Source organism: Alterinioella sp., from assembly GCF_058343375.1.
This window is the reverse complement of the sequence record NZ_JBTUJH010000013.1, coordinates 22061-43828: the sequence shown is the minus strand read 5'-3', so window position 1 is coordinate 43828 and position 21768 is coordinate 22061. Positions and strand designations below refer to the sequence as shown.

General features: G+C 62.4%; 21 protein-coding genes. 13 read left to right on the top strand and 8 right to left on the bottom strand.

Going from position 1 to position 21768, the window contains the following annotated elements:
• Together rocF and ocd are read left to right on the top strand one after the other, a co-directional pair.
• The coding region (rocF, locus tag ACW8PS_RS02405; protein ID WP_491525662.1) for an arginase at positions 1–915 on the top strand (915 nt) is incomplete at its 5' end.
• A gap of 17 nt (positions 916–932) precedes the next feature.
• Positions 933–1979, top strand: a complete 1047-nt coding sequence (ocd, locus tag ACW8PS_RS02400; protein ID WP_491525664.1) for an ornithine cyclodeaminase — start codon at positions 933–935, stop codon at positions 1977–1979.
• A 211-nt stretch (positions 1980–2190) separates the two neighbouring features.
• On the opposite strand, the gene ACW8PS_RS02395 is transcribed toward ocd, so the two are convergent.
• Complete coding sequence (locus ACW8PS_RS02395; protein WP_491525661.1) at positions 2191–2460, bottom strand: usg protein; 270 nt, start codon at positions 2458–2460, stop codon at positions 2191–2193.
• A gap of 183 nt (positions 2461–2643) precedes the next feature.
• On the opposite strand from ACW8PS_RS02395, the gene gyrA reads away from it, so the two are divergent.
• From gyrA to gluQRS, 5 genes are all read left to right on the top strand, one after another.
• Positions 2644–5388, top strand: coding sequence for a DNA gyrase subunit A (gyrA, locus tag ACW8PS_RS02390; protein ID WP_491525660.1), 2745 nt, complete (start codon positions 2644–2646; stop codon positions 5386–5388).
• Positions 5385–5750: a DoxX family protein gene (locus ACW8PS_RS02385; protein WP_491525659.1), complete on the top strand. Its 366-nt coding sequence runs from the start codon at positions 5385–5387 to the stop codon at positions 5748–5750. The genes gyrA and ACW8PS_RS02385 overlap by 4 nt, the downstream gene beginning before the upstream one ends.
• A gap of 166 nt (positions 5751–5916) precedes the next feature.
• Entirely contained in the window at positions 5917–7272 is a 1356-nt protein-coding gene (trmFO, locus tag ACW8PS_RS02380; RefSeq protein WP_491525658.1) for a methylenetetrahydrofolate--tRNA-(uracil(54)-C(5))-methyltransferase (FADH(2)-oxidizing) TrmFO, read from the top strand.
• Between the two features lie 39 nt (positions 7273–7311).
• On the top strand, positions 7312–7920 hold the full coding sequence (locus ACW8PS_RS02375) for a class I SAM-dependent DNA methyltransferase (RefSeq protein WP_491525657.1): 609 nt from the start codon (positions 7312–7314) through the stop codon (positions 7918–7920).
• Entirely contained in the window at positions 7917–8774 is an 858-nt protein-coding gene (gene gluQRS, locus ACW8PS_RS02370; RefSeq protein ID WP_491525656.1) for a tRNA glutamyl-Q(34) synthetase GluQRS, read from the top strand. The genes ACW8PS_RS02375 and gluQRS overlap by 4 nt, the downstream gene beginning before the upstream one ends.
• A gap of 111 nt (positions 8775–8885) precedes the next feature.
• Here the strand turns inward: gluQRS and hisI are convergent, their stop codons facing one another.
• Positions 8886–9245: a phosphoribosyl-AMP cyclohydrolase gene (gene hisI, locus ACW8PS_RS02365; protein WP_491525655.1), complete on the bottom strand. Its 360-nt coding sequence runs from the start codon at positions 9243–9245 to the stop codon at positions 8886–8888.
• A 67-nt stretch (positions 9246–9312) separates the two neighbouring features.
• Between hisI and ACW8PS_RS02360 the strand changes: the two genes are divergently transcribed.
• Positions 9313–9765 (top strand): iron-sulfur cluster assembly scaffold protein, encoded by a 453-nt coding sequence (locus ACW8PS_RS02360; protein WP_491525654.1) that lies wholly within the window; start codon positions 9313–9315, stop codon positions 9763–9765.
• Between the two features lie 242 nt (positions 9766–10007).
• Here the strand turns inward: ACW8PS_RS02360 and ACW8PS_RS02355 are convergent, their stop codons facing one another.
• The 5 genes from ACW8PS_RS02355 to sciP all read right to left on the bottom strand — a co-directional run bounded on the left by ACW8PS_RS02355 (position 10008) and on the right by sciP (position 15774).
• Positions 10008–10130 carry a hypothetical protein gene (locus tag ACW8PS_RS02355; RefSeq protein ID WP_491525653.1) on the bottom strand — a complete coding sequence of 41 codons (123 nt, stop codon included), beginning with the start codon at positions 10128–10130 and terminating at the stop codon, positions 10008–10010.
• A 122-nt stretch (positions 10131–10252) separates the two neighbouring features.
• Entirely contained in the window at positions 10253–12355 is a 2103-nt protein-coding gene (gene recG, locus ACW8PS_RS02350) for an ATP-dependent DNA helicase RecG (RefSeq protein WP_491525652.1), read from the bottom strand.
• Positions 12348–14591, bottom strand: a complete 2244-nt coding sequence (ligA, locus tag ACW8PS_RS02345) for an NAD-dependent DNA ligase LigA (protein WP_491525651.1) — start codon at positions 14589–14591, stop codon at positions 12348–12350. Before ligA ends, recG begins: the two co-directional genes overlap by 8 nt.
• 75 nt (positions 14592–14666) lie before the next feature.
• Positions 14667–15380 (bottom strand): response regulator transcription factor CtrA, encoded by a 714-nt coding sequence (ctrA, locus tag ACW8PS_RS02340; RefSeq protein ID WP_491525650.1) that lies wholly within the window; start codon positions 15378–15380, stop codon positions 14667–14669.
• 118 nt (positions 15381–15498) lie between these two features.
• Entirely contained in the window at positions 15499–15774 is a 276-nt protein-coding gene (gene sciP, locus ACW8PS_RS02335; RefSeq protein WP_491525649.1) for a CtrA inhibitor SciP, read from the bottom strand.
• A gap of 133 nt (positions 15775–15907) precedes the next feature.
• Here sciP and mnmA point away from each other — a divergent pair, with 133 nt between their 5' ends.
• Positions 15908–17050: a tRNA 2-thiouridine(34) synthase MnmA gene (gene mnmA / locus ACW8PS_RS02330; protein ID WP_491525648.1), complete on the top strand. Its 1143-nt coding sequence runs from the start codon at positions 15908–15910 to the stop codon at positions 17048–17050.
• A 12-nt stretch (positions 17051–17062) separates the two neighbouring features.
• Here the strand turns inward: mnmA and ACW8PS_RS02325 are convergent, their stop codons facing one another.
• Positions 17063–18349 (bottom strand): uroporphyrinogen decarboxylase/cobalamine-independent methonine synthase family protein, encoded by a 1287-nt coding sequence (locus tag ACW8PS_RS02325; RefSeq protein ID WP_491525647.1) that lies wholly within the window; start codon positions 18347–18349, stop codon positions 17063–17065.
• A gap of 173 nt (positions 18350–18522) precedes the next feature.
• On the opposite strand from ACW8PS_RS02325, the gene ACW8PS_RS02320 reads away from it, so the two are divergent.
• The 4 genes from ACW8PS_RS02320 (at position 18523) to ACW8PS_RS02305 (ending at position 21690) form a co-directional block, all read left to right on the top strand.
• Entirely contained in the window at positions 18523–19431 is a 909-nt protein-coding gene (locus ACW8PS_RS02320; RefSeq protein WP_491525646.1) for a LysR family transcriptional regulator, read from the top strand.
• A gap of 398 nt (positions 19432–19829) precedes the next feature.
• Positions 19830–20243: a DUF2852 domain-containing protein gene (locus ACW8PS_RS02315; protein ID WP_491525645.1), complete on the top strand. Its 414-nt coding sequence runs from the start codon at positions 19830–19832 to the stop codon at positions 20241–20243.
• Between the two features lie 83 nt (positions 20244–20326).
• Positions 20327–20773: an RDD family protein gene (locus ACW8PS_RS02310; protein WP_491525644.1), complete on the top strand. Its 447-nt coding sequence runs from the start codon at positions 20327–20329 to the stop codon at positions 20771–20773.
• Between the two features lie 98 nt (positions 20774–20871).
• Complete coding sequence (locus ACW8PS_RS02305) at positions 20872–21690, top strand: arginyltransferase (protein WP_491525643.1); 819 nt, start codon at positions 20872–20874, stop codon at positions 21688–21690.
• Positions 21691–21768 lie beyond the last annotated feature (78 nt).

Genomic DNA, 21768 nt, shown 5'->3' with positions numbered 1-21768 from the left:
CCCTGCCTACTGATAGGCGCACCGATGGATTGCGGCAAACGCCGCCGCGGCTGCATGATGGGCCCCGATGCCTATCGCACCGCTGGCCTGGCCGAGGCGCTGGCCGATCTGGGCCGCGAAATGCGCGATCTGGGCAATGTCACCCCCGCCGCCCTGCAACCCGTCACCGGGCTGCCGCATCTGCATGCGCTGGCCGAAAACATCGCCTGGACCAAGGCCCTTGCAGGCGCGGCCGAGGACGCGATGGCGCAAGGTTTTCCGATCTTCATGGGCGGCGATCATGCGCTGGCGCTTGGCACCGTCTCGGGCGTCGCCAATCATGCCGCCAAGGTAAAACGGCCACAATTTCTGCTCTGGCTGGATGCGCATTCCGATTTCCACACCCCCGCCACCACGGGTTCGGGCAATCTGCACGGCACGCCGGTGGGCTATGTCACCGGCGGGCCCGATTTCGACGGCTTCCCGCCGGTGACCAACCCGGTGCCGCTGGATCAGATCTGCATGATCGGCCTGCGCTCGGTCGATGCCCAGGAAAAAGCCGCGCTGCAAGGCACCGACATGGTCCTGCATGACATGCGCGCGATTGATGAACATGGCATCGCCGCGCCCCTGCGCGATTTTCTGGCACGCGTGAAAGCCGCCAATGGCCTGCTGCATGTCTCGCTGGATGTCGATTTTCTTGATCCCGCCATCGCGCCTGCCGTCGGCACCACCGTTCCCGGCGGGGCCAGCTTCCGCGAAGCGCATCTGGTGATGGAGATCCTGCATGATAGCGGGCTGGTCTCCTCGCTCGATCTGGTCGAGCTGAACCCCTTCCTCGATGATCGCGGCCGCACCGCAAGCCTGATGGTCGATCTCACCGCCTCGCTGATGGGCCGCCGGGTCTTTGACCGCCCCACCCGCAGCTTCGCCTGAAAGGTAACGCCATGACCCTGCCCCAACCCTCCGAGCGCGCCTTCGTGCCCTTCGTTTCGGTCGCCAACATGATGCGCCTGATCCATTCCATCGGGGTCGAGACGATGCTGGTGGAACTGGCCGCCTATATCGAGGCCGATTTCCGCCGTTGGCCGCTGTTTGACAAAACCCCGCGCGTGGCGGTCCATTCCAGGGACGGCGTGATCGAGCTGATGCCGACATCGGACGGTTCCCAATACGCGTTCAAATATGTCAACGGCCACCCCAGGAACACGCGCGACGGGTTGCAAACCGTCACTGCCTTCGGCCTGCTGGCCGATGTCGCCACCGGCTACCCCACGCTACTGACCGAAATGACGATCCTGACCGCCCTGCGCACGGCGGCAACCTCGGCCATGGTGGCAAAATACCTCGCCCCCAAAGGGGCCACGACCATGGCGATGATCGGCAATGGCGCACAATCGGAGTTTCAATCGCTGGCGATGAAAGCCATTTGCGGCATCACCAATGTGCGCCTCCATGATACCGATCCCGCCGCCACCGCCAAAACCGCGCGCAATCTCGCCGGTCAGGGCCTGACCGTGGTCAGCTGCATCTCTGCCGAGGACGCAATGGAAGGGGCCCAGATCATCACCACCTGCACCGCAGACAAACAAAACGCCACCATCCTGACCGACAACATGGTCGGCGCAGGCGTCCATATCAACGCCATCGGCGGTGACTGCCCTGGCAAGACAGAACTTGCCGCAGCGATTCTGCATCGTTCCGATATCTTCGTGGAATACCCACCGCAAACCCGGATCGAGGGCGAAATCCAGCAGGTCGCCGACGACCATTCCGTCACCGAAATGTGGCAGGTCATCGCAGGCCAGGCACAGGGCCGGACATCACCCACCCAGATCACGCTTTTTGACAGCGTCGGATTCGCGATCGAGGATTTCTCGGCCCTGCGCTACATCCGCGACCGGCTGGAAGGCACGCAGTATTTCGACCAGCTCGACATGCTGGCCGACCCTGATGATCCGCGCGATCTGTTTGGCATGTTGCAACGCGCCAAAACCTGAGCACCCGAACACATGGGCCGGAGGGGGCCTTGCCCCCGCACCCGTTCCGGGTGCCCCCCAGGATATTTGACGCGCAAAGAAGGCAAATTTTAATAAAATTGTCGACTTCTTCTTTATGAAAATACTCGCCGCCGGCAGGCCGCGCTGCGACGATCCCTGCCTTGGCAGGGTGAGGAGCAGCGCCCCGGTCGCGTCAGCGAAACGATCGCTGTCAGTGCAGTGTGAACTCGCCCACCATATTTTGCCATTCACCCGCACCGATCATCTTGCGATGCGTGAAGCGCACCGAATGCAGCGACCCTTCGATCTCGCCCTGCCAGAACTCGATGAAGGAAAACAGCCGCGGGTGATCGGGTGCAAGATCATAATCCTGCCACAGGAACGTATTCAGCACATGCGGAAAATCGGGCATGTGATAAAACATCTCGGCCGTGGTCAGCCCATAGCCTTTCAGCATCAATTCGGTCTCGGTTTTCACCATTTTCTGCCTCGTTTGATTGACCTCCCCTGCCCAATCATGCCTCAAGATGATTTAAAATCAAATAAAACAAGTTGTTACCAAGCGTGATGCAGGAGTGCCAAGCCCCATTGCACCCTATATCCCGCGCCACTATAGTGCCTGACAACAAGATATAGACGCGGCAGGCAGCAAGCGAGCCCCCTTTTGACCGACACGCCAGAACCCCCTGAAAACATGGATGAAAACCAGGCCCCCGCGCCTGCATACCATGGTCCCCAAATCTCCATCGCCGATGAGATGAAAACCAGCTTCATCGAATACGCGATGAGCGTCATCATCTCCCGTGCGATTCCCGATCTGCGCGACGGGCTGAAACCGGTGCACCGGCGCATTCTCTATGCGATGCATGAGACCGGCAACACGCATGACAAATCCTACCGTAAATCGGCACGCGCCGTGGGCGATACGATGGGCAAATACCATCCCCATGGCGATAGTGCGATTTATGACGCGCTGGTGCGTATGGCACAGCCGTTTTCGATGTCCTTGCCGCTTTTGGACGGTCAGGGAAATTTCGGCTCGATGGATGGCGATAACGCCGCCGCCATGCGTTATACCGAAGTGCGCATGGATAAGCCGGCGGCGTCGCTTCTGGCCGATATCGACAAGGACACCGTTGATTTCGTTGACAATTACGATGGCAAAGATCGCGAACCCTCGGTCCTGCCTTCGCGCTTTCCCAATATGCTGGTCAATGGCGCGGGCGGCATTGCCGTCGGCATGGCAACCAATATCCCGCCGCATAATCTGGGCGAAGTGATCGACGCCTGCCAGGCGCTGATCAAGGATGCGGATCTCACCTCAGAACAATTGATGGACTATGTTCCGGCCCCCGATTTTCCCACCGGCGGCATCCTTTTGGGGCGCACCGGCGCGCGCAAGGCCTATCTTGAAGGGCGCGGCAGCGTCATCATCCGCGCCAAGACCCGAATCGAGGAAATCCGCAAGGATCGCTATGCCATCGTGCTTGATGAGATCCCCTATCAGGTCAACAAGGCCTCGATGATCGAAAAAATCGCCGAGCTTGTGCGCGACAAGAAACTGGAAGGCATTTCCCACGTTCAGGATGAAAGCGACCGGCTTGGCGTGCGCGTGGTGATCGAGTTGAAACGCGATGCCACGGCCGAGGTCGTGCTCAATCAGCTGTTCCGCTTCACCAGCATGCAAACCCATTTCGGCTGCAACATGCTGGCGCTGAACGGGGGCCGCCCCGAACAGCTTACCTTGCGCGGTTTCCTGACCGCCTTTCTCGATTTCCGCGAAGAGGTGGTCGCCCGGCGCACCGCCTTTGAACTCAGAAAGGCCCGTGAACGCAGCCATATTCTCTGTGGCCTGGCGGTTGCGGTCTCCAATGTCGACGAAGTGGTCGCCACCATCCGCGCCTCGGCCGATGCGGCCGAAGCCCGTCACAAGCTGATGACCCGGCGCTGGCCGGCCGGGGCGATTCTCGAATATATCGCGCTGATCGACGACCCCAGCCATACCGCAAATGACGATGGCACCTATAACCTCTCCGAGGCGCAGGCGCGCGCCATATTGGAACTGCGCCTGCAACGCCTGACCCAGATCGGGGTCAAGGAAGTCACCGATGAATTGCAGGATCTGGCTGCAAAGATCCGCGATTTTCTCGAGATCCTGGGCTCGCGCGACCGCATCCTTGCGATCATCTCCGCCGAACTGGCCGAGATCCGGGACCAGTTTGCCGTGCCGCGCCGCACCGAGATTGTCGACTGGTCCGGTGATATGGATGACGAGGACCTGATCGAGCGCGAGGATATGGTCGTGACCATCACCTCGGGCGGCTATATCAAACGCACGCCGCTGATCGATTTCCGCGCCCAGCGGCGCGGCGGCAAGGGCCTCAGCGGCATGTCGACCAAAGAGGATGATGTCGTCACCACGCTGTTCGTGGCCAACACCCACACGCCGCTTTTGTTCTTCACCACCGATGGCATGGTCTACAAGCTCAAGACCTGGCGCCTGCCGCAGGGCGGGCGCACCGCCAAGGGCAAGGCCATCGTCAATATCCTGCCGATCCCGCCCGGCGTCTCGATCGCCGCCGTAATGCCGGTGGACCGCGATGAAAAAGACTGGGGCGACCTGCAGATCGTCTTTGCCACCTCCGCGGGCGATGTGCGGCGCAATATGCTCAGCGATTTCACCAATGTGATGCGCAACGGCAAGATCGCGATGAAACTGCCCGAGGGGGTCGAACTGGTCAATGCCCGCATCTGCACCGAAGATGACGATGTCATGCTGGTCACCGATGCCGGGCGCGCCATCCGCTTCCGCACCACCGATGTGCGCGTCTTCAAGGGCCGCGATTCGACCGGCGTGCGCGGCATCCGCCTGTCGGGCGATACCCGTGTTGTGTCGATGGCCGTGATCCGGAATTTCGTCGCCAGTTCGGAAGAACGCATCGCTTATCTGAAAATGCGCCGCGCCATGGCCGGGCTGTCCGATGAAGATGCCGGCGAAGATGATGAAATCGCCGACGATTTCGCTCTGCCGCAGGACCGCTACGCCGAAATGTCGGCGGCCGAGGATCTGATCCTGACCATCACCGCCAAGGGCTCGGGCAAGCTCAGCTCAAGCCATGATTACCCGGTTCGCGGTCGTGGCGGCCAGGGCGTGGCCGCAATGGATCGCGCCATGCGCGGCGGTGCCATCGTGGCCGCCTTCCCGGTCGAGATGGAGGATCAGGTCATGCTGGCCACCTCGACCGGTCAGTCGATCCGCTGCCCCGTCAACGGCATCTCGTTCCGGTCCCGCTCCGCCGGTGGGGTCAAGGTCTTTGACACCGCCAAGGGGGAGGTCGTGGTATCCGTCGCCTGGATCGCCGATCAGGGCGATGCGGAGGAACCCGAGACCGACGACCCGGCCGAATGACCGACCTGCTGGCGCTTGGCGCTCGCCTCCTTCTGGCGATGCTCTTCGTGCTCGGCGCGCTGCAAAAACTGGATGATCCGGCCCCGGCGATGGATCTGCTGGTGGCGCGCGGCCTGCCCGCGATCCTGATCTGGCCTGCCCTGCTGTTCAACGGCATTGCGGGCATTGCGCTCTCTGCCGGCTACCGGACCCGCGCCTTTGCGCTGCTGGGGGCCGCCTACTCTGCCGTGACCTCCTATTTTCACTTCCTGCCCGATGATCCCTGGCAGATGTCCATCTTCGTCAAGAACTGGACCATTGCAGGCGGGTTTCTGATGCTCGCCGCCCATGGTCCGGGCCGATATTCCTGGGACAGATCATGACCATGCAAGGATGCTGGCCGCAGGCATGCATTGCGGGCAGGCCGCGCGCTGAGCCCATGCTCACCCGATAACTTGCACCGCCCCGCACTGGCCTGACCCAGGCCCGGCAATGCGACACGCGGGCCGAGGCTTTCCAATCGCCGCGGCCCGCTCTATATCCCGGCCCATGACCACACCCATCCATATCATCGGCGGCGGCATGGCCGGATCCGAGGCCGCCTGGCAGGCCGTGCAGCAAGGCGTCCCCGTGGTGATCCACGAAATGCGCCCGACCGTCGGCACATTCGCACATCAGACCGGCCACCTGGCCGAAATGGTCTGCTCCAATTCCTTCCGCTCCGATGATGATGAACAAAACGCCGTCGGCCTGCTGCATTGGGAAATGCGCGCCGCGGGCGGGCTGATCATGGCAATGGCCGACCGTCACCGCATACCCGCGGGCGGCGCTCTGGCCGTTGACCGCGATGCTTTTGCCGCCGATGTCACCGCCCGGCTGCGCGCCCATCCGCTGGTCACCATCAGCACGACGGAAATCACCGCCCTGCCCGAAACCGGCCCCGCCATCATCGCCACCGGGCCGCTCACCTCAGGGGCGCTGGCAGCGGCCATCTCCGATGCGGCCGGGCAGGACAGCCTGGCCTTTTTCGACGCCATCGCGCCCATTATCCATGCCGACAGCATCGACATGTCCAAGGCCTGGATGCAGTCGCGCTATGACAAGGGCGACACCGAGGAAGAACGCACCGCCTATCTGAACTGCCCGATGGATCGCGACACCTATGAAGCCTTCATCGACGCGCTGCTGGCGGCGGAAAAAACCGAGTTCCGCGAGGGCGAAACAGCGGGCTATTTCGACGGCTGCCTGCCGATCGAGGTGATGGCCGAACGCGGCCGCGAAACGCTGCGCTTTGGCCCGATGAAACCGGTCGGCCTGACCAACCCGCACCAGCCCCAGATCAAGGCCCATGCCGTGGTGCAGCTCAGGCGCGACAACAAACTGGGCACGCTCTATAATATCGTCGGCTTCCAGACCAAGATGAAGTATGGCGCGCAAACCGCTGTTTTCAAAATGATCCCCGGCCTGGAAAACGCCAGATTCGCGCGCCTCGGCGGCATCCATCGCAACACATTCATCAATTCGCCAACCCTGCTCGATGCCCAGATGCGGCTGCGCGGGCAGCCCCATATCCGCTTTGCCGGCCAGATCACCGGCGTCGAAGGCTATGTCGAATCTGCGGCCATGGGCCTGCTGGCGGGACGCCTGGCCGTGGCCGAGATACGGGGCGAAACCCTGCCCCCCGTGCCCCAGACCACCGCCATGGGCGCGCTCATCCACCACATCACCGGCGGGGCCGAGGCCAGGACCTTCCAGCCGATGAATGTCAATTTCGGCCTCTTTCCCCCGATTGATCTCAAGGGCGGACGCCGCAACCGCAAGGCCCGCTACAAAGGCTATTCCGACCGCGCCAAGACGGCCTGGACCGGCTGGCTGGCCGATCAGGCGCACCCCGCTGCGGTTTGATCTGGACGCAAAGCCGCTGCCGCTGCTAGCCTCGCCGCCATGAGCGAAAAATTCCTGACCAGATCCTACGGCAAGAAAAGCCCCGACGCGCTCATGGCACATTACGATGCCTGGGCCGACAGCTATGATGCCGAGACCACTGAGAACGGCTATGCCACACCGGCCCGCTGCGCCGCCGCGCTGGCCGCGACCGGGCTGACCAAAACCGCCGCGATCCTCGATCTGGGCTGCGGCACCGGCCTTTCCGGGGCCGCCCTGACCGCTGAGGGCTTCACCGTGATCGACGGCACCGACCTGTCTGCGGGCATGTTGGAAAAGGCCGAACAACGCGGCCTCTACCGGAACCTTTTCCTCGGCCAGCCCGATGCCCCATTGCCACAAGGCCCCTATCAGGCGATCTGCGCCGTCGGTGTCATCAGCCCCGGTGCCGCCCCGGCCGCGATGCTGGCCACAGCGCTCGACCTGCTGCCGCCCGGTGGCTGCCTGGTGATGTCGCTGAATGATCACGGGCTGGCCGATGCCGCCTATACCGGTGCAATCGCGACGCTGATCGCGGCCGGAACGGCGGTGATGACATTCGAGGAACACGGGACCCACCTGCCCGGAATTGACTTGAAGTCCACAGTATATGTGCTTGAAAAAACGTGACTTTCACGACAAGATTCGCCCCATCCCCAACCGGCCCGCTACATCTGGGCCATGCCTATTCCGCCAGTCTCGCGCATGATATGGCGCGCGCCGCGGGCGGCCGGTTTCTGCTGCGCATGGACGATATCGACCAGACCCGCGCCCGCGCCAGTTGGGGGGCGCAGATCGAACGGGATCTGACCTGGATTGGCCTGAGCTGGGATGGCCCGATCTGGCATCAATCCGACCACCTGCCCCGCTACCGTGCCGCCCTGGATATGCTTGCCGCAGCCGGGCTGACCTATCCCTGCTCCTGCAAGCGCCGCGATATCGAGGCCGCCGCCGCCGCGCCGCAGGAAGGCGTGCCAAGCCATGGCCCCGATGGCCGCATCTATCCCGGCACCTGTCGCGGCCGGGCGACGTCGGATCTGAAACCGGGCGACGCAATCCGTCTCGATCTGGCCCGCGCGATGCCACCCGTCGCGCCCGTCTTCACCGAAACCGGCCCGGCCCATGCCGGCCGCCACAGCGTCACGCCGGACCACCTGCTGACCCATATCGGCGATCCGGTCCTGGCCCGCCCGCAAATGGCCGCCTCCTATCACCTGTCGGTCGTGATCGACGACGCGGCCCAGAATATCACCCATGTGATCCGCGGCGAAGACCTGTTCGCGGCCAGTTTTCTGCACGCCACCTTGCAGGCCATCCTCAACCTGCCGCGCCCGATCTACCACCATCACGCGCTGATCCGCGATGACCATGGCAAGCGGCTCGCCAAACGCGACGATGCGCGCGCCATCCAAACCTATCGCGCCGCCGGCCTCAGCCCGAAAGCCATCCGGGCCATGCTGCCCCTGGCTTCCTTGCGCTCATGAATATCCAAAACAGCCCCCCCGCGCGCCCGTTAACCTTAACGCGCACCCCCCCTTCTTCTTTGTCCAAATACTCCCGCCGGAGGCATCCAACATCCGCCCCGCCGCGGCCGGTCAATGCTCGGGCGCCATGATCTCCACTTCCACCCCATCCCGCACAGCCGTATAGAAACAGACCCGCCGATTGGTGTGACAGGCCGGCCCGCTCTGGCGCACCAGCGCCAACAGGCAATCGCGGTCGCAATCAATGCGCAGCTCGACCAGCTCCTGGACATGGCCCGAGCTTTCACCCTTGACCCAGAACGCCGCCCGTGAACGTGACCAATAGGTTACCCGGCCGGTGGCCAGCGTTCGCGCCACCGCCTCGGCATTCATCCAGGCCAGCATCAGAACTTCCCCCGTCGCTTCCTCCTGCGCGATGCAGGGCAGCAGACCATCGCCATTATACCTCAAACCGCTGGGATCAAATTCCATGCCCGGGCTCCCTTTGCAAATCGCGCCTGCCTCGCTACCTATAGGTCTGAGGCGTGAGGGAAAAGCCATGACCACCGACACCGACCTGATCAAACTCTATTCACGGCGCATTCTGGCCCTGGCGGCCGATATCCCGCTGACCGACCGCCTGGACAGCCCGCAGGCCAGCACGCGCAAACGCGCGCCGCTTTGCGGCTCGACCGTCACCGTTGATCTGGACATGGAAAACGGCGTCATCACCCGGTTCGGCCAGGATGTGAAAGCCTGCGCCCTGGGTCAGGCCTCGGCCGCTTTGCTGGGGGCAAATGTGCTGGGCCGCAGCCGGGCCGAGATCGAGACCGGGCGCAATCAGCTGCGCGCCATGCTCAAGGATGGTGGCCCGCCGCCCTCAGCCCCCTTCACCGGCTTTGAAGTTCTGGAACCCGCGCGCGACTATAAAAACCGCCACGCCTCGATCATGCTGGCATTCGAGGCCACGCTGGACGCCATGACCGAGGCCGAAAACGCCGCCTGCGCCTGAAAATTCTTTCACAAGACCTTCCCCCGCTCGTAAAAAAAACCGCCGCGCTCCGGGGGCAACCGAAGGGCGACGGCAAGGTATGCGTGTCGGCGTATTTCAAAGCCCGCTGCGGGCCAGGGCAGGCAAAAACCCTGTAAAGGCACCATCAGGCAGAGGCCGCGCGGGGTTGGGTTGCGGACAGATCCCCGCACGATTTCGAAAAAGGCTTCGGACGATCGACCGCAGGCAGAAATTTCAAAGCGTCAGACGAGACCCGGCAGATGCAGCAATCCGACGGTCATGGCCGCAAGCGCCAGAACCCCGGCAAAATCATAAAGCAGCGTATCGCGGGAGGTCTCAAGGATCTGTCTGATCTGGCTGAACATGGTTTAAATTCCCTCAATATTCATCGGCGTGTTAACGCTTTGTTCTCATTTTGATCCTCCAAAAGCAAGAACTTTCTACGAACATTTGCGAACAAAGCGCAATCAAAGGGTTAACACGCGCCCTAACCCACTGAAATCAAACGGATCGCCTTGTCCTGTTCCATCAGCCATAAAAGCACCCGCGCCGATTGCCCGCGCGGGCCGGTCAGATCGGGGTCATGGGCCAACAGCGCGCGCGCATCACGCTGCGCGATTTCCATCAGATCGGTCTGGCTTTCCATATCCGCGACCCGGAACCGAGGCAGCCCCGATTGCGCCACCCCGATCAGATCGCCGGCCCCGCGAATGGCCAGATCTTCTTCGGCGATGCGGAACCCGTCCTCGGTTTCGCGCAACACCTGCAGGCGGCGGCGCGCGGTTTCGCCCAAAGGCGCGCGATACATCAGCAAACAGGTCGAGGCCGCCGCCCCCCGCCCGACCCGGCCGCGCAGCTGGTGCAGTTGCGCCAGGCCAAAATTTTCCGCCCGCTCGATCACCATGATCGAGGCATTGGGCACATCCACGCCGACCTCGATCACCGTGGTGGCAACCAGAACCCGCGTTCGCCCCGTGTTGAAATCATCCATCGCGGCATCTTTTTCGGCGGGCGGCATCTGGCCATGGACCAGCCCCACCACGCCCTCGCCCAGCGCGGCGCGCAGCGCCTTGAACCGGTCCTCGGCCGCAATCATGTCGACCGCTTCGCTTTCCTCGACCAGCGGACAGACCCAATAGGCCTGACGGCCCTCGGCCACCGCGTCGCGCAGATGCTGCACCACCTCGCCCATCCGCGCAGTGCTGACCAACGCCGTCGTGATCGGCAGCCGCCCGGGTGGTTTTTCATCCAGAACCGAAATATCCATATCGCCATAGGTCGCCAGGCTCAGCGTGCGCGGGATCGGCGTCGCCGTCATCACCAGAATATCGGCGGCCTGGCCCTTTTCGCCCAGCCGCACCCGTTCACGAACCCCGAACCGATGCTGTTCATCGACCACCGCAAGGCGCAGATCGGCAAATTCGACATCCTCCTGAAACACCGCATGGGTGCCCACCAGAATCGAGATCTCCCCCGCTTTCAGCGCCGCCAGCTTGGCCCGGCGCGGCCCCGCCTTGTCACGGCCGGTCAGCATGTCCAGCCGCACCCCCGCCGCTTCCGCCATCGGTGCCAGGCTGGCCAGATGCTGCGCCGCCAGAATCGTGGTCGGTGCCATCATCACCGCCTGCCCCCCCGATTCGACCGCGATCAGCATCGCCAGCATCGCCACCAGCGTCTTGCCCGCCCCGACATCGCCCTGCACCAGCCGGTTCATCCGCACCGGCTGCGCCATATCTGCCGCGATCTCGTCAATGGCGCGGCTTTGCGCGCGCGTGGGGCGAAATGGCAGGCTGGCCAGAACCCGCTTGCGCAGATCGCCATCGCCCGCCGAGACAAACCCCTTGGCGCGCCGCACCTTGGCGCGGGCCAGACCAAGCGTCAGTTGATGGGCCAGCAGCTCATCATAGGCCAGCCGTTCGCGGGCCGGATGGGCGCGCGACAGATCCCGTTCATTTTCAGGGTGATGTGCTTTCACCAACGCCTCGGGCCAGGCCGGCCAGCCCTTCGACTTCAACAAGGGCAAGTCGATCCATTCACCCAGATACGGCGCGCGCGGCAGGGCCGAGGCCACGGCCTTTGCAATGCCTTTCTGGGTCACCCCCGCCGTCAGCGGATAGACCGGTTCATAGGCCGGGATCCTGTCCACTTCCTGCGGCGGCACGACATGATCGGGGTGGACCATCTGGGCCATGCCGTCAAACAGCTCCACCCTGCCCGACACCACGCGCCGCGCCCCGGTGGGCAAAAGCCGCTCGAGATAATCGGCGTGGGCATGGAAGAACACCAGATCAAAGCTGGTCTCGGCATCGCTTACCTGCACCCGGTAGGGCCGCGATTTGACCGCCGGTTTGCGATGCGGGCCGATCACCACCTCGACCGTCACAACACCCGGCAGAACCGCCGCATTGATCGAAGCCACGCGGGCCCGATCAATGCCGCCCACCGGCAGGGTCAGCAACAGATCCTTTGGCGTCTCGACATCCAGGCCCTTGTAATGTTTGGCGGTTTTTGGCCCGATACCATCCAGCGCCTCAAGCCCGGCAAATAGCGGAAACAGAATTTCGGGGCGCGTGCCCTTTGCCTCAGCCATCCCCGATCAACGCCAGCCAGGCGTCCTCATCCACGATCTCGACACCCAGTTCCGCGGCCTTCTTCGCCTTTGAGCCGGCCCCGGGGCCCGCGACCAGAATATCGGTCCGGGCGCTGACGCTGCCCGAAACCTTCGCCCCCAGCGCTTCGGCCCGCGCCTTGGCCTCGGCCCGGGTCATGCGCTCCAGCGTGCCGGAAAAGACCACCGTCTTGCCCGCGACCGGGCTGCCATCACTGGCCCGCGCGGCAGGCGGCAGCGGCGTCAGATGCGCCACCAACCGGTCGATCGAGGCGCGCTCAGACGCTTGCTGAAACGAGGTCACCAGCGACAGGGCCACGGTCGCGCCGATGCCGTCGATACCGGTCAGATCCTCCCAGGCCTCGCGCGCCCGCGGGTCCAGCCCGGCCCAGATCTCCTTGCGGGTGCCGGCAATATCGGCGCGCCGCCCATCGCGCGCAGCATTTTCGCGCTCATCCGCCACCGCCGCCTCGGCCCGGCGGTGGCGCTCGGCCGCAGGGGCGGCCGCATCGATCGCCGTCACCAGCGCGTCCCAACTCGCGTAATGGCGCGCCAGATCGGCGGCGGCAACCTCGCCGACATGGCGCAGCCCAAGCGCAAAGATCAGCCGCTCCAGCGGGATCCGGCGCTTGGCCTCGATCGCGCCAAAGAGGTTCTCGGCCGATTTCTCACCCCAGCCCTCGCGGTTTTTCAACTGTTGCAGCCCCTGGCCGTAGCGATCGGCCAGCGTGAAGATATCGGCCGGTTCCCGGATCCAGCCATCGAGGTAAAACTGCTCCACCTGCCTGGCCCCCAGCCCGTCAATGTCAAACGCCGCGCGAGAGACGAAATGTTTCAATTTCTCAACCGCTTGCGCCGGGCAGATCAGCCCGCCGGTGCAGCGGCGCACAGCGTCGCCCGCCTCGCGCAGCGCCTGCGACCCGCATTCCGGGCAGCGCGTCGGAAAATCGAACGGCACCGCCGTCTCGGGGCGTTTGCTCAGGTCGACATCGGCAATTTTCGGAATCACATCACCGGCGCGATAGACCTGCACCAGGTCGCCCACGCGAATATCCTTGCCGCCCCGGATCGCCTGTCCGCTCGCATCGCGCCCGGCGATGTAATCCTCATTATGCAGCGTCGCATTCGACACCACGACGCCGCCAACCGTGACCGGGGCAAGCCGCGCCACCGGGCTCAGCGCGCCGGTGCGCCCGACCTGAATGTCGATCGCTTCCAGCCGGGTCCAGGCCAGTTCGGCCGGAAATTTATGCGCAATCGCCCAGCGCGGCGTGGTCGATCTGAGCCCCAGCCGGCGTTGCAGATCCAGCGCATTCACCTTGTAGACCACGCCGTCGATATCATAGCCCAGCTCGGCGCGCGCCGCTTCGATCCGGGCGTAATGGGCCAGCATGTCTTCGGTGGAATTGCAGGCCCGCGTCAGCGGGTTGGTCTGAAACCCAAGCGCTGCCAGCCGTTCGATGGCACCGATTTGCGTCTCGGCCAGAGGGGCCGACAGCGCGCCCCAGCCATAGGCGAAATAGCGCAGCGGGCGGGCGCGGGTGATCTCACTGTCGAGTTGCCGCAGCGACCCGGCGGCGGCGTTGCGCGGATTGGCAAACGGTTTTGCCCCCACCGCCCGCTGGCGCGCGTTCAGCCCTGCGAAATCGGCGTGGCTCATGTAAACTTCGCCGCGCACTTCCAGCAGATCGGGCGCGCCGATCAGGCTTTGCGGAATATCGGCGATGGTGCGGGCATTTGCGGTAACGTCTTCGCCCACCGCGCCATCGCCGCGCGTGGCCGCCTGCACCAGGTCGCCCTTTTCATAGCGCAGCGACAAAGACAGCCCGTCGATCTTCGGTTCGGCGCTGAACACCAGCGGCGCGTCATCCGCCAGCCCCAGAAAATTGCGCACAGATTTGACGAAATCGACCACATCGGCCGCGTCAAAGGCATTGCCCAGCGACAGCATCCGCTCGGTATGGGCGACCTTGGCAAACCCCTCCGACGGGGCGGCCCCGACCTGGCTCGAGGGGCTGTCGGGGCGTAAAAGATGCGGAAATTCCGCCTCCAACGCCGCATTCTCGCGTTTCAGAGCGTCATATTCGGCATCCGAGATTTCCGGCGCATCGGCCTGATGATAGGCCAGATTGGCGCGTGACAGAACACGTGCCAGTTCCGCCAGCCGGGCGCGGGCCGCATCCTCATTCATCACCGGTTTTTCAGATGCCATCCCCATCCCCCGAAACAAACATATGACCTGCCTATCAGTGATAGGAGGCCACATGTCAGAGGTCCAGTGAGCTTTGGCAGATCAGGCGCTGGCGGCGAGGTCGGATGTATCCATTTCAGGGGCCGGATCGCGCAGCACATAGCCGCGCCCCCAGATCGTTTCGATATGATTGTCACCGCCGGTCGCCTCAGACAGTTTCTTGCGCAGCTTGCAGATGAACACGTCGATGATCTTCAGTTCCGGCTCATCCATGCCACCATAAAGATGGTTGAGGAACATTTCCTTGGTCAGCGTGGTGCCCTTGCGCAGCGACAGCAGTTCCAGCATCTGGTATTCCTTGCCGGTCAGATGCACCGGCCCGCCTTCGACTTCCACCGTCTTGGCATCGAGATTGACGCTAATGCGGCCGGTGCGGATGATGGATTGCGAATGCCCCTTGGAGCGCCGGATGATGGCGTGAATGCGGGCCACCAACTCGTCGCGGTGAAACGGTTTGGTCAGATAATCATCGGCCCCAAAGCCAAAACCCTTGATCTTGTTTTCGGTATCATCGGCCCCCGACAGGATCAGGATCGGCGTATCGACACGGGCCAGGCGCAATTGGCGCAGCACATCATGGCCATGCATGTCGGGCAGGTTGAGATCGAGCAGAATCAGGTCATAATCATAGAGCTTGGCAAGGTCGATTCCCTCCTCGCCCAGATCCGTCGAATAGACGTTCAGATTGGCATGGCTGAGCATCATTTCGATGCTCTTGGATGTGGTCGGGTCGTCTTCTACAAGCAAGACACGCATCTGATTCTCTCCGATTCTTTCCCAGCTTTTTCCGACCGTGGCCTGAAATCGTTAATTGCAAGTTACCTTTTTAGACAGTCTGGCGTCAAATTCTAGGCATTCAACCCGAAAATTCGTTTTATTTGCGGAATTCCTGCACCGCTGTGGCCTTAAGGGCCCGCTCACCATGTTGCGAAACGGCCTCAGTCCAGGCATCCAGCTCCTCTTGCGACAACCCATAGGCATCGCAGGCCTCCTCTGGCCCGATCAGGCCGTGCCGCACGGCGCGCACGATGGCGGCCTTGCGGCTGGCCACCCATCGCCGGGTTGCGGGGCTTGGCAGGTCGGCACGGGTCATCTGACTGCCATCGGGAAGGGTTATGGCAAAAGGCCCTTTGACACGTCGGATATACATGGCACCTCACTGGCTCTCACGGCATCTGGGCCCACTCTGGACCGAAACAGTTTAACAGGCGGTAACCAGGTCCCTTGCCGATAGGATGCATTTTCCTATATTGCGCTTGGATTGCCCGCCCGGAGACCCCCGAATGCCCCTTGATACAATGCCCCTGAATTCGCTCGGCTTTGCCAAAGCGCCCGCCGATACCCGCGTCGTGGTGGCGATGTCGGGCGGTGTCGACAGCTCGGTCGTGGCGGCGGTTCTGGCTGAACAGGGCTATGATGTGGTCGGCGTCACGTTGCAGCTTTATGACCATGGCGCGGCCCTGGCCAAAAAAGGCGCCTGCTGCGCCGGGCGCGATATTCACGATGCCCGCCGGGTCGCGGAAGAGATGGGGTTCCCCCATTATGTGCTTGATTATGAGAATATTTTCAAAGACGCTGTGATCAATGAATTCGCCGATGCCTATCTGGCCGGGGCCACGCCGGTGCCCTGTATCCGCTGCAATGAGCGGGTGAAATTCAAGGATCTGCTGGAAACCGCCAGGGATCTGGAGGCCGATTGCATGGCCACCGGCCATTATATCCAGCGCAAGATGGGCCGCACCAAGGCCGAATTGCATGCCGCCACCGATGCCAGCCGCGACCAGAGCTATTTTCTGTTTTCGACCACCCAGGCGCAGCTCGATTTCCTGCGCTTTCCGCTTGGGGGCCTGGCCTCCAAGGATGAAACCCGCAAGCTGGCGGCGAAATTTGGCCTGCCGGTGGCCGATAAACCCGACAGTCAGGATATCTGTTTCGTGCCGGACGGAAACTATGCCAGCGTGATCGAGAAACTGCGCCCCGGTGCCGCCGATCCCGGCGAGATCGTGGATCTGGACGGCACTGTTCTGGGCACCCATCGCGGCGTCATTCACTATACGATCGGCCAGCGGCGCGGGCTCGGCATCGGCGGGCGCGCCGATCCGCTCTATGTTGTCCGGCTCGATCCCGATGCGCGCCGGGTCGTGGTCGGCCCGAAAGCGGCGCTGTCCACCCGGACAGTGCCGATTCGCGAAATCAACTGGCTCGGGGATGATCCGCTGATATCGCGGGATGAATGGCACCTCGCGGTCAAGATCCGGTCGACCCGGCCGCCGCGCGCCGCGATCCTGCGGCCCCTCTCCGCGACCGAGGCCAGCATCGAACTGCTCACGCCCGAGGAAGGCGTCAGCCCCGGACAGGCCTGCGTGTTCTATGACCCTGATGGCAGCCGCGTGCTTGGTGGCGGCTGGATCTGGCGCGGCAATTGATCCGCCACCCGCCTAAAGCGCGCCGCCTTCCAGCCCGACCCGGATGGCGGCTTCGACCAGATCAAAACTGGCCTCGCCGCTGATATCCTCGAAATACAGCACACCCGGCCAGGGTGGCTTGCGGTTGGAATAGCCCTTCGCGGTAATCGCCTGGGCCACACGCTTGATCCCGCGCATTTTCAGGCGGCAAAGCCTGTCGATCTCGATCCTGGCGGCCGCCAGATCGGCAATTCCATTCCGGTCGACCTCGGACGACCCGACCCCGGCAAAGAACGGAACGTTTTGCTTGATCGCCTCATTGGTGTAGAATTCCACCGGCACCCGATCATCGTGCAAGCGGATGACGAAATCCTGACAGATCTTGTGCTTTTGCGCCATCAGCTCTGCCAAATCCACCTTGGCCACCGGCGCCCGGCGTTGCTTGCGCGCAGTTCGGCGCTCTTTCTTCTGGGTGGTCGCGACATAATCCCCCCGGAAATTCGCATCATATACCCGGTGACCCCATGGGTTTTCCTCTTTCAGACGGCGTATGGCGCGGATCGAGAAGTTTTTACAATTCTCCGGCCCGATGAAGAAAGGCGACCCCGACGCATCGGACAGCTCGACCCAGCCATCGGGATTTCTTGCCATGAAATGATCGATCCAGGGTTTGTGTATCTGATCCACCAGATGATCCAGCAGCTGATTGGCAAAATCCGGATCGTGAATCAATGCCCCCAGCAGCGGCTCCTGGCCAAAGATATCGGCGGCCAGATTATAGGGTGCCGATATTTGCAGGATCGGGTCCAACCCGGTCAGACGGCCATAGCATTCGGTTGTATCGAGGATGGTCTTTGCCACACCGCTGTCAAAATCGGGCGTGCTCACATCCTGCCAATTGTCGCGGTTCAGCATCGGGCGATCGGGGTCGGCACCGGGCGGGAAGCGGTCGGGATACATGGTTTCCTGTCCCAGGGCCTCGGCGGTCAAGGCATAAACCGCCCAGCTGACATAAAGCTTGTTCATCCCCAACAGGCGGCGCGTCATCATGGTGGTGCGCACATAGCGTTCGGGATCGCCCCGGTAGACATCCCAGGAATTGAACCCATAAAGTTCATGCAACAGGCTCAGCGTCAACATGTTGACGGACCCGGCGACATGCACCCGGTCCGTCGGGGGGGGAATCAGGAAATTGGCGTCAAATTCGCCGGCAATTGTTGCGTCCATGATTTCGCGCAAGCGTTGGGTGGCCTCGGCGTCGCCGCGCTGCCACCCTGCCAGAAGGTGGATTCCATTCGGAAACTCCAATGCCTTAATCATCCCGGTCGTCCCACCCATAGCCATTGAACGATGATTGCCGCATCTTCGCCGATGCGTGATGGTGCCATCAAATCAGCCGTATTCAAGCAAAACCTAGCCGCCGGAACGGGCCCGAAACAGCTTGAAAAATTCTATGGCACCTATAACGTGGCGTTATGGAAAAGGAACGCATATTGCAACCCGTCATGAATGCGATATTGGTGTTTGAATGTGCCGGGCGCACCGGCAGTTTCTCTGCCGCGGCGCGCGCGCTGGGGACATCGCAACCCTCGGTCAGCCGCCATATCTCCAATCTGGAGGCGCATCTGGGATGCAGACTTTTTTCCCGCCACAACAATCAGATTGCCTTGACCGAGGCTGGTGGGATGTTGTTTCAGGCCGCCCGCAACAGCATGGATGCCTTGCATGCGGTGATTGAAGAATGTCGAACCGGCGCAGACCCGAAACTTCTGACCATCGGATGCACCCATGGGTTCTCGCATCTGTGGATCATGCCGCGGTTTTCATCGCTTCAATCCTTGTCAAAGGATTGGGAGGTAAGGATTGTTACATCTGAATTCAATCAGGCTTTCGAGCCGGAAGATGTGGATTTTTCGATCCGTTTCTGCGATGCCGATACCACCCCAAAAGGGGTATTTCTGTTCGAAGAGACCGTCATTCCCGTCACCTCGCCAGAGCTGTTATCCGCCCGCCGCCCAGCCAATGGTGCCGATAGCGTAGAGTGGTTGCAGGAGCTGCCATTGATCCACCTTGATGATGGCGAACAGGGTTGGATCTCGTGGCGCGAATGGTTTGCCAGCCACAATCTGCAATACAAACCGCCGGCCGGGACCCAATTTTTACGAAATTACGCCTTTTCCCTGCAGGCCGCGGCCGAAGGGAAAGGCGTCGCGCTGGCCTGGCAGAACCTGTTGGGGCCCTATCAGGAAAACGGATGGCTGGAAAGTCTTGACCTTGCGCCGCTGAAATCGCGCGGCAGCTATCGCCTGGTATATTCGCCGGCATCGGCCGAGCATGAGATTGGCAAGCAGATCATCAAATGGTTCAAGGCGGAATTCGCACCCTCCGATCCGCCCCGCTAAAGAGGATCAGATCGGCCCGATCATGCCCCTGGGCCGCATTTCCCGGCCTGTCTTCCAAGACCCCCTGCCTCAACCCCATATGAGGAGATCTCATCTATAGCGTGTCGCGCCGGATCGGATTCGAGCATTCATCACCCGGACCGAGGCAGCCTTCGCGCAATCGAATGCGTTCGGGCCGGCCGGTGAATTCGATTTGGCGCGACGCGCTCCAGGACAAGATCATCGCCCTTTGGTCGCACCCGCTACCCCAGCAATGGATGGGGCGGGACAGCAGAGTTTGCAATCAGGGACATTCCGCATATGTAAATGCCCTTCACATCACCCCTTGAAGCCGCCCCGCCATTGCCCCATCTGTTGTGATGTAAAGCGAATATACATCAACCCCGACGGAGGATAAAATGGCCCCAACCGCAACCGACCCATCCGCGCAAGGCTATATTTCCCGCATTGAGAACTGGCTTGACAGCAAGGGCAAAGCGGCCTGGATCGCCGTCATGATCCTGGGTTTCATCCTGTTCTGGCCGGTGGGTCTTGCCCTTCTTTTCTACATGATCTGGAGCAAAAACATGTTCAAATCGGGATGCCGCCATCGCCGGACCCACTTCCGCAGTTCCGGCAACAGCGCCTTTGACAGCTACAAGGCCGACACGCTGCGCCGCCTGGAAGAGGAACAGACCGCCTTTCAGGAATTTCTCAACCGCCTGCGCGACGCCAGGGACAAGGCCGAGTTCGACCAGTTCATGAATGACCGCGAAACCCGCGACCGCCGCGACCGGGCAGCAGATCACAATGCCCAAACCGTCGAGCTCTGAGAGCCCAAGGCGCAGGGCAGCCCCTCCTCCCCCGGCTTGCCTTGCGCCCAAATGCCCCCTTCCCCAAACAGGGAACCCACGCCATGACTGCGATGATGTCCTCTGCCCTGCCCGATCCCGACCGCCAATCCGTCTTTTATGACGGCGTGCCGCCCAAGCGCCTGATCGCCTGGGGGATCGATGTGGTGCTGATCTTCGTTCTGATGCTGATCATCGGCGTGCTGACACTGACCATCGCCTTCTGGCTCTGGCCGCTCTTCTGGATCGCGACCAGCTTTCTCTACCGCTCCCTGAGCATCGCGGCGGGCTCGGCCACGCTTGGCATGCGGCTGATGAATATCGAACTGCGCGGCCCCACCGGTGCGCGGCTGACCAGCTCCGAGGCGATGCTGCACACGGCCGCCTATCTGATCTGCGCCAGCTTCTTTCTGCCTCAGATTCTGTCGATCGCGATGATGGCGCTTGGCCCCCGTGGCCAAAGCCTGCCGGATCTGTTTCTGGGCAGCGCCGCCATCAACCGCCCACGCTGAACCGCCACACAGCCGCGCAACCCGTTGACAAATAGGTTGCCCGCCTGCGCGTCCTGATGCAGGCTTTGGTCTGGACAGGACAAATTGACAGGGTGCCCATGCGCCACTCGCTTCCCATTGCACCGCAATTCTATGTGACGGCTCCGCAAAGCTGCCCCTATCTCGAGGGCCGCCGCGAGCGCAAATTGTTCACCGCGCTGCAAGGCGAACACGCCAGAACGCTGAATGATTCGCTGTCAAAGCAAGGCTTCCGCCGGTCGCAGAATGTGCTCTACCGGCCGTCCTGCTCGGATTGCTCTGCCTGCCTTTCGGCCCGGATCCGGGTGGCCGATTTCACCCCCTCGAAAAGCCAGCGCCGCACCCTGCGCCGCAATGCCGGCCTGATCCGCGCGGCGCGCTCCCCCTGGGCCACCGAGGAACAATATGCGCTGTTCCGGCTCTATCTCGACAGCCGCCACGCCGATGGCGGCATGGCCGATATGGATGTGTTCGAATTTTCCGCGATGATCGAGGAAACCCCGGTGCGCAGCCGCGTCGTCGAATATCGCGACAGCACCGATGCGAACCGCCTTGCCGCCGTCTGCCTGACCGATATGCTCGATGACGGGCTGTCGATGGTCTATTCCTTCTTCCGCCCCGATCAGTCGCGCCGCTCGCTCGGCAATCATGTCATCCTCGACCATGTCGAAATCGCGCGCGAGGCCGGCCTGCCCTATGTCTATCTCGGCTATTGGGTGCCCGGCAGCTCCAAGATGGGCTACAAGGCCGGGTTTTCCGCGTTGGAGATCTATGTCCACGGCAGCTGGCAGCACCTGAAAGACCCCGCCTCCTTCGAGGCTGAAACCCATCCGCTTTCGATCGAACCCATCGCCGAACAGGTCGCCCGCCTGTCGCTGCCCGATACCCGCTCGAAATAGCGCCCCCGCCCGCACCTATGGCTGCGCCTCCGGGCGCGGCCACCAGGCACCAGAAACCAGCGCGGGCCCCCTCGGGGG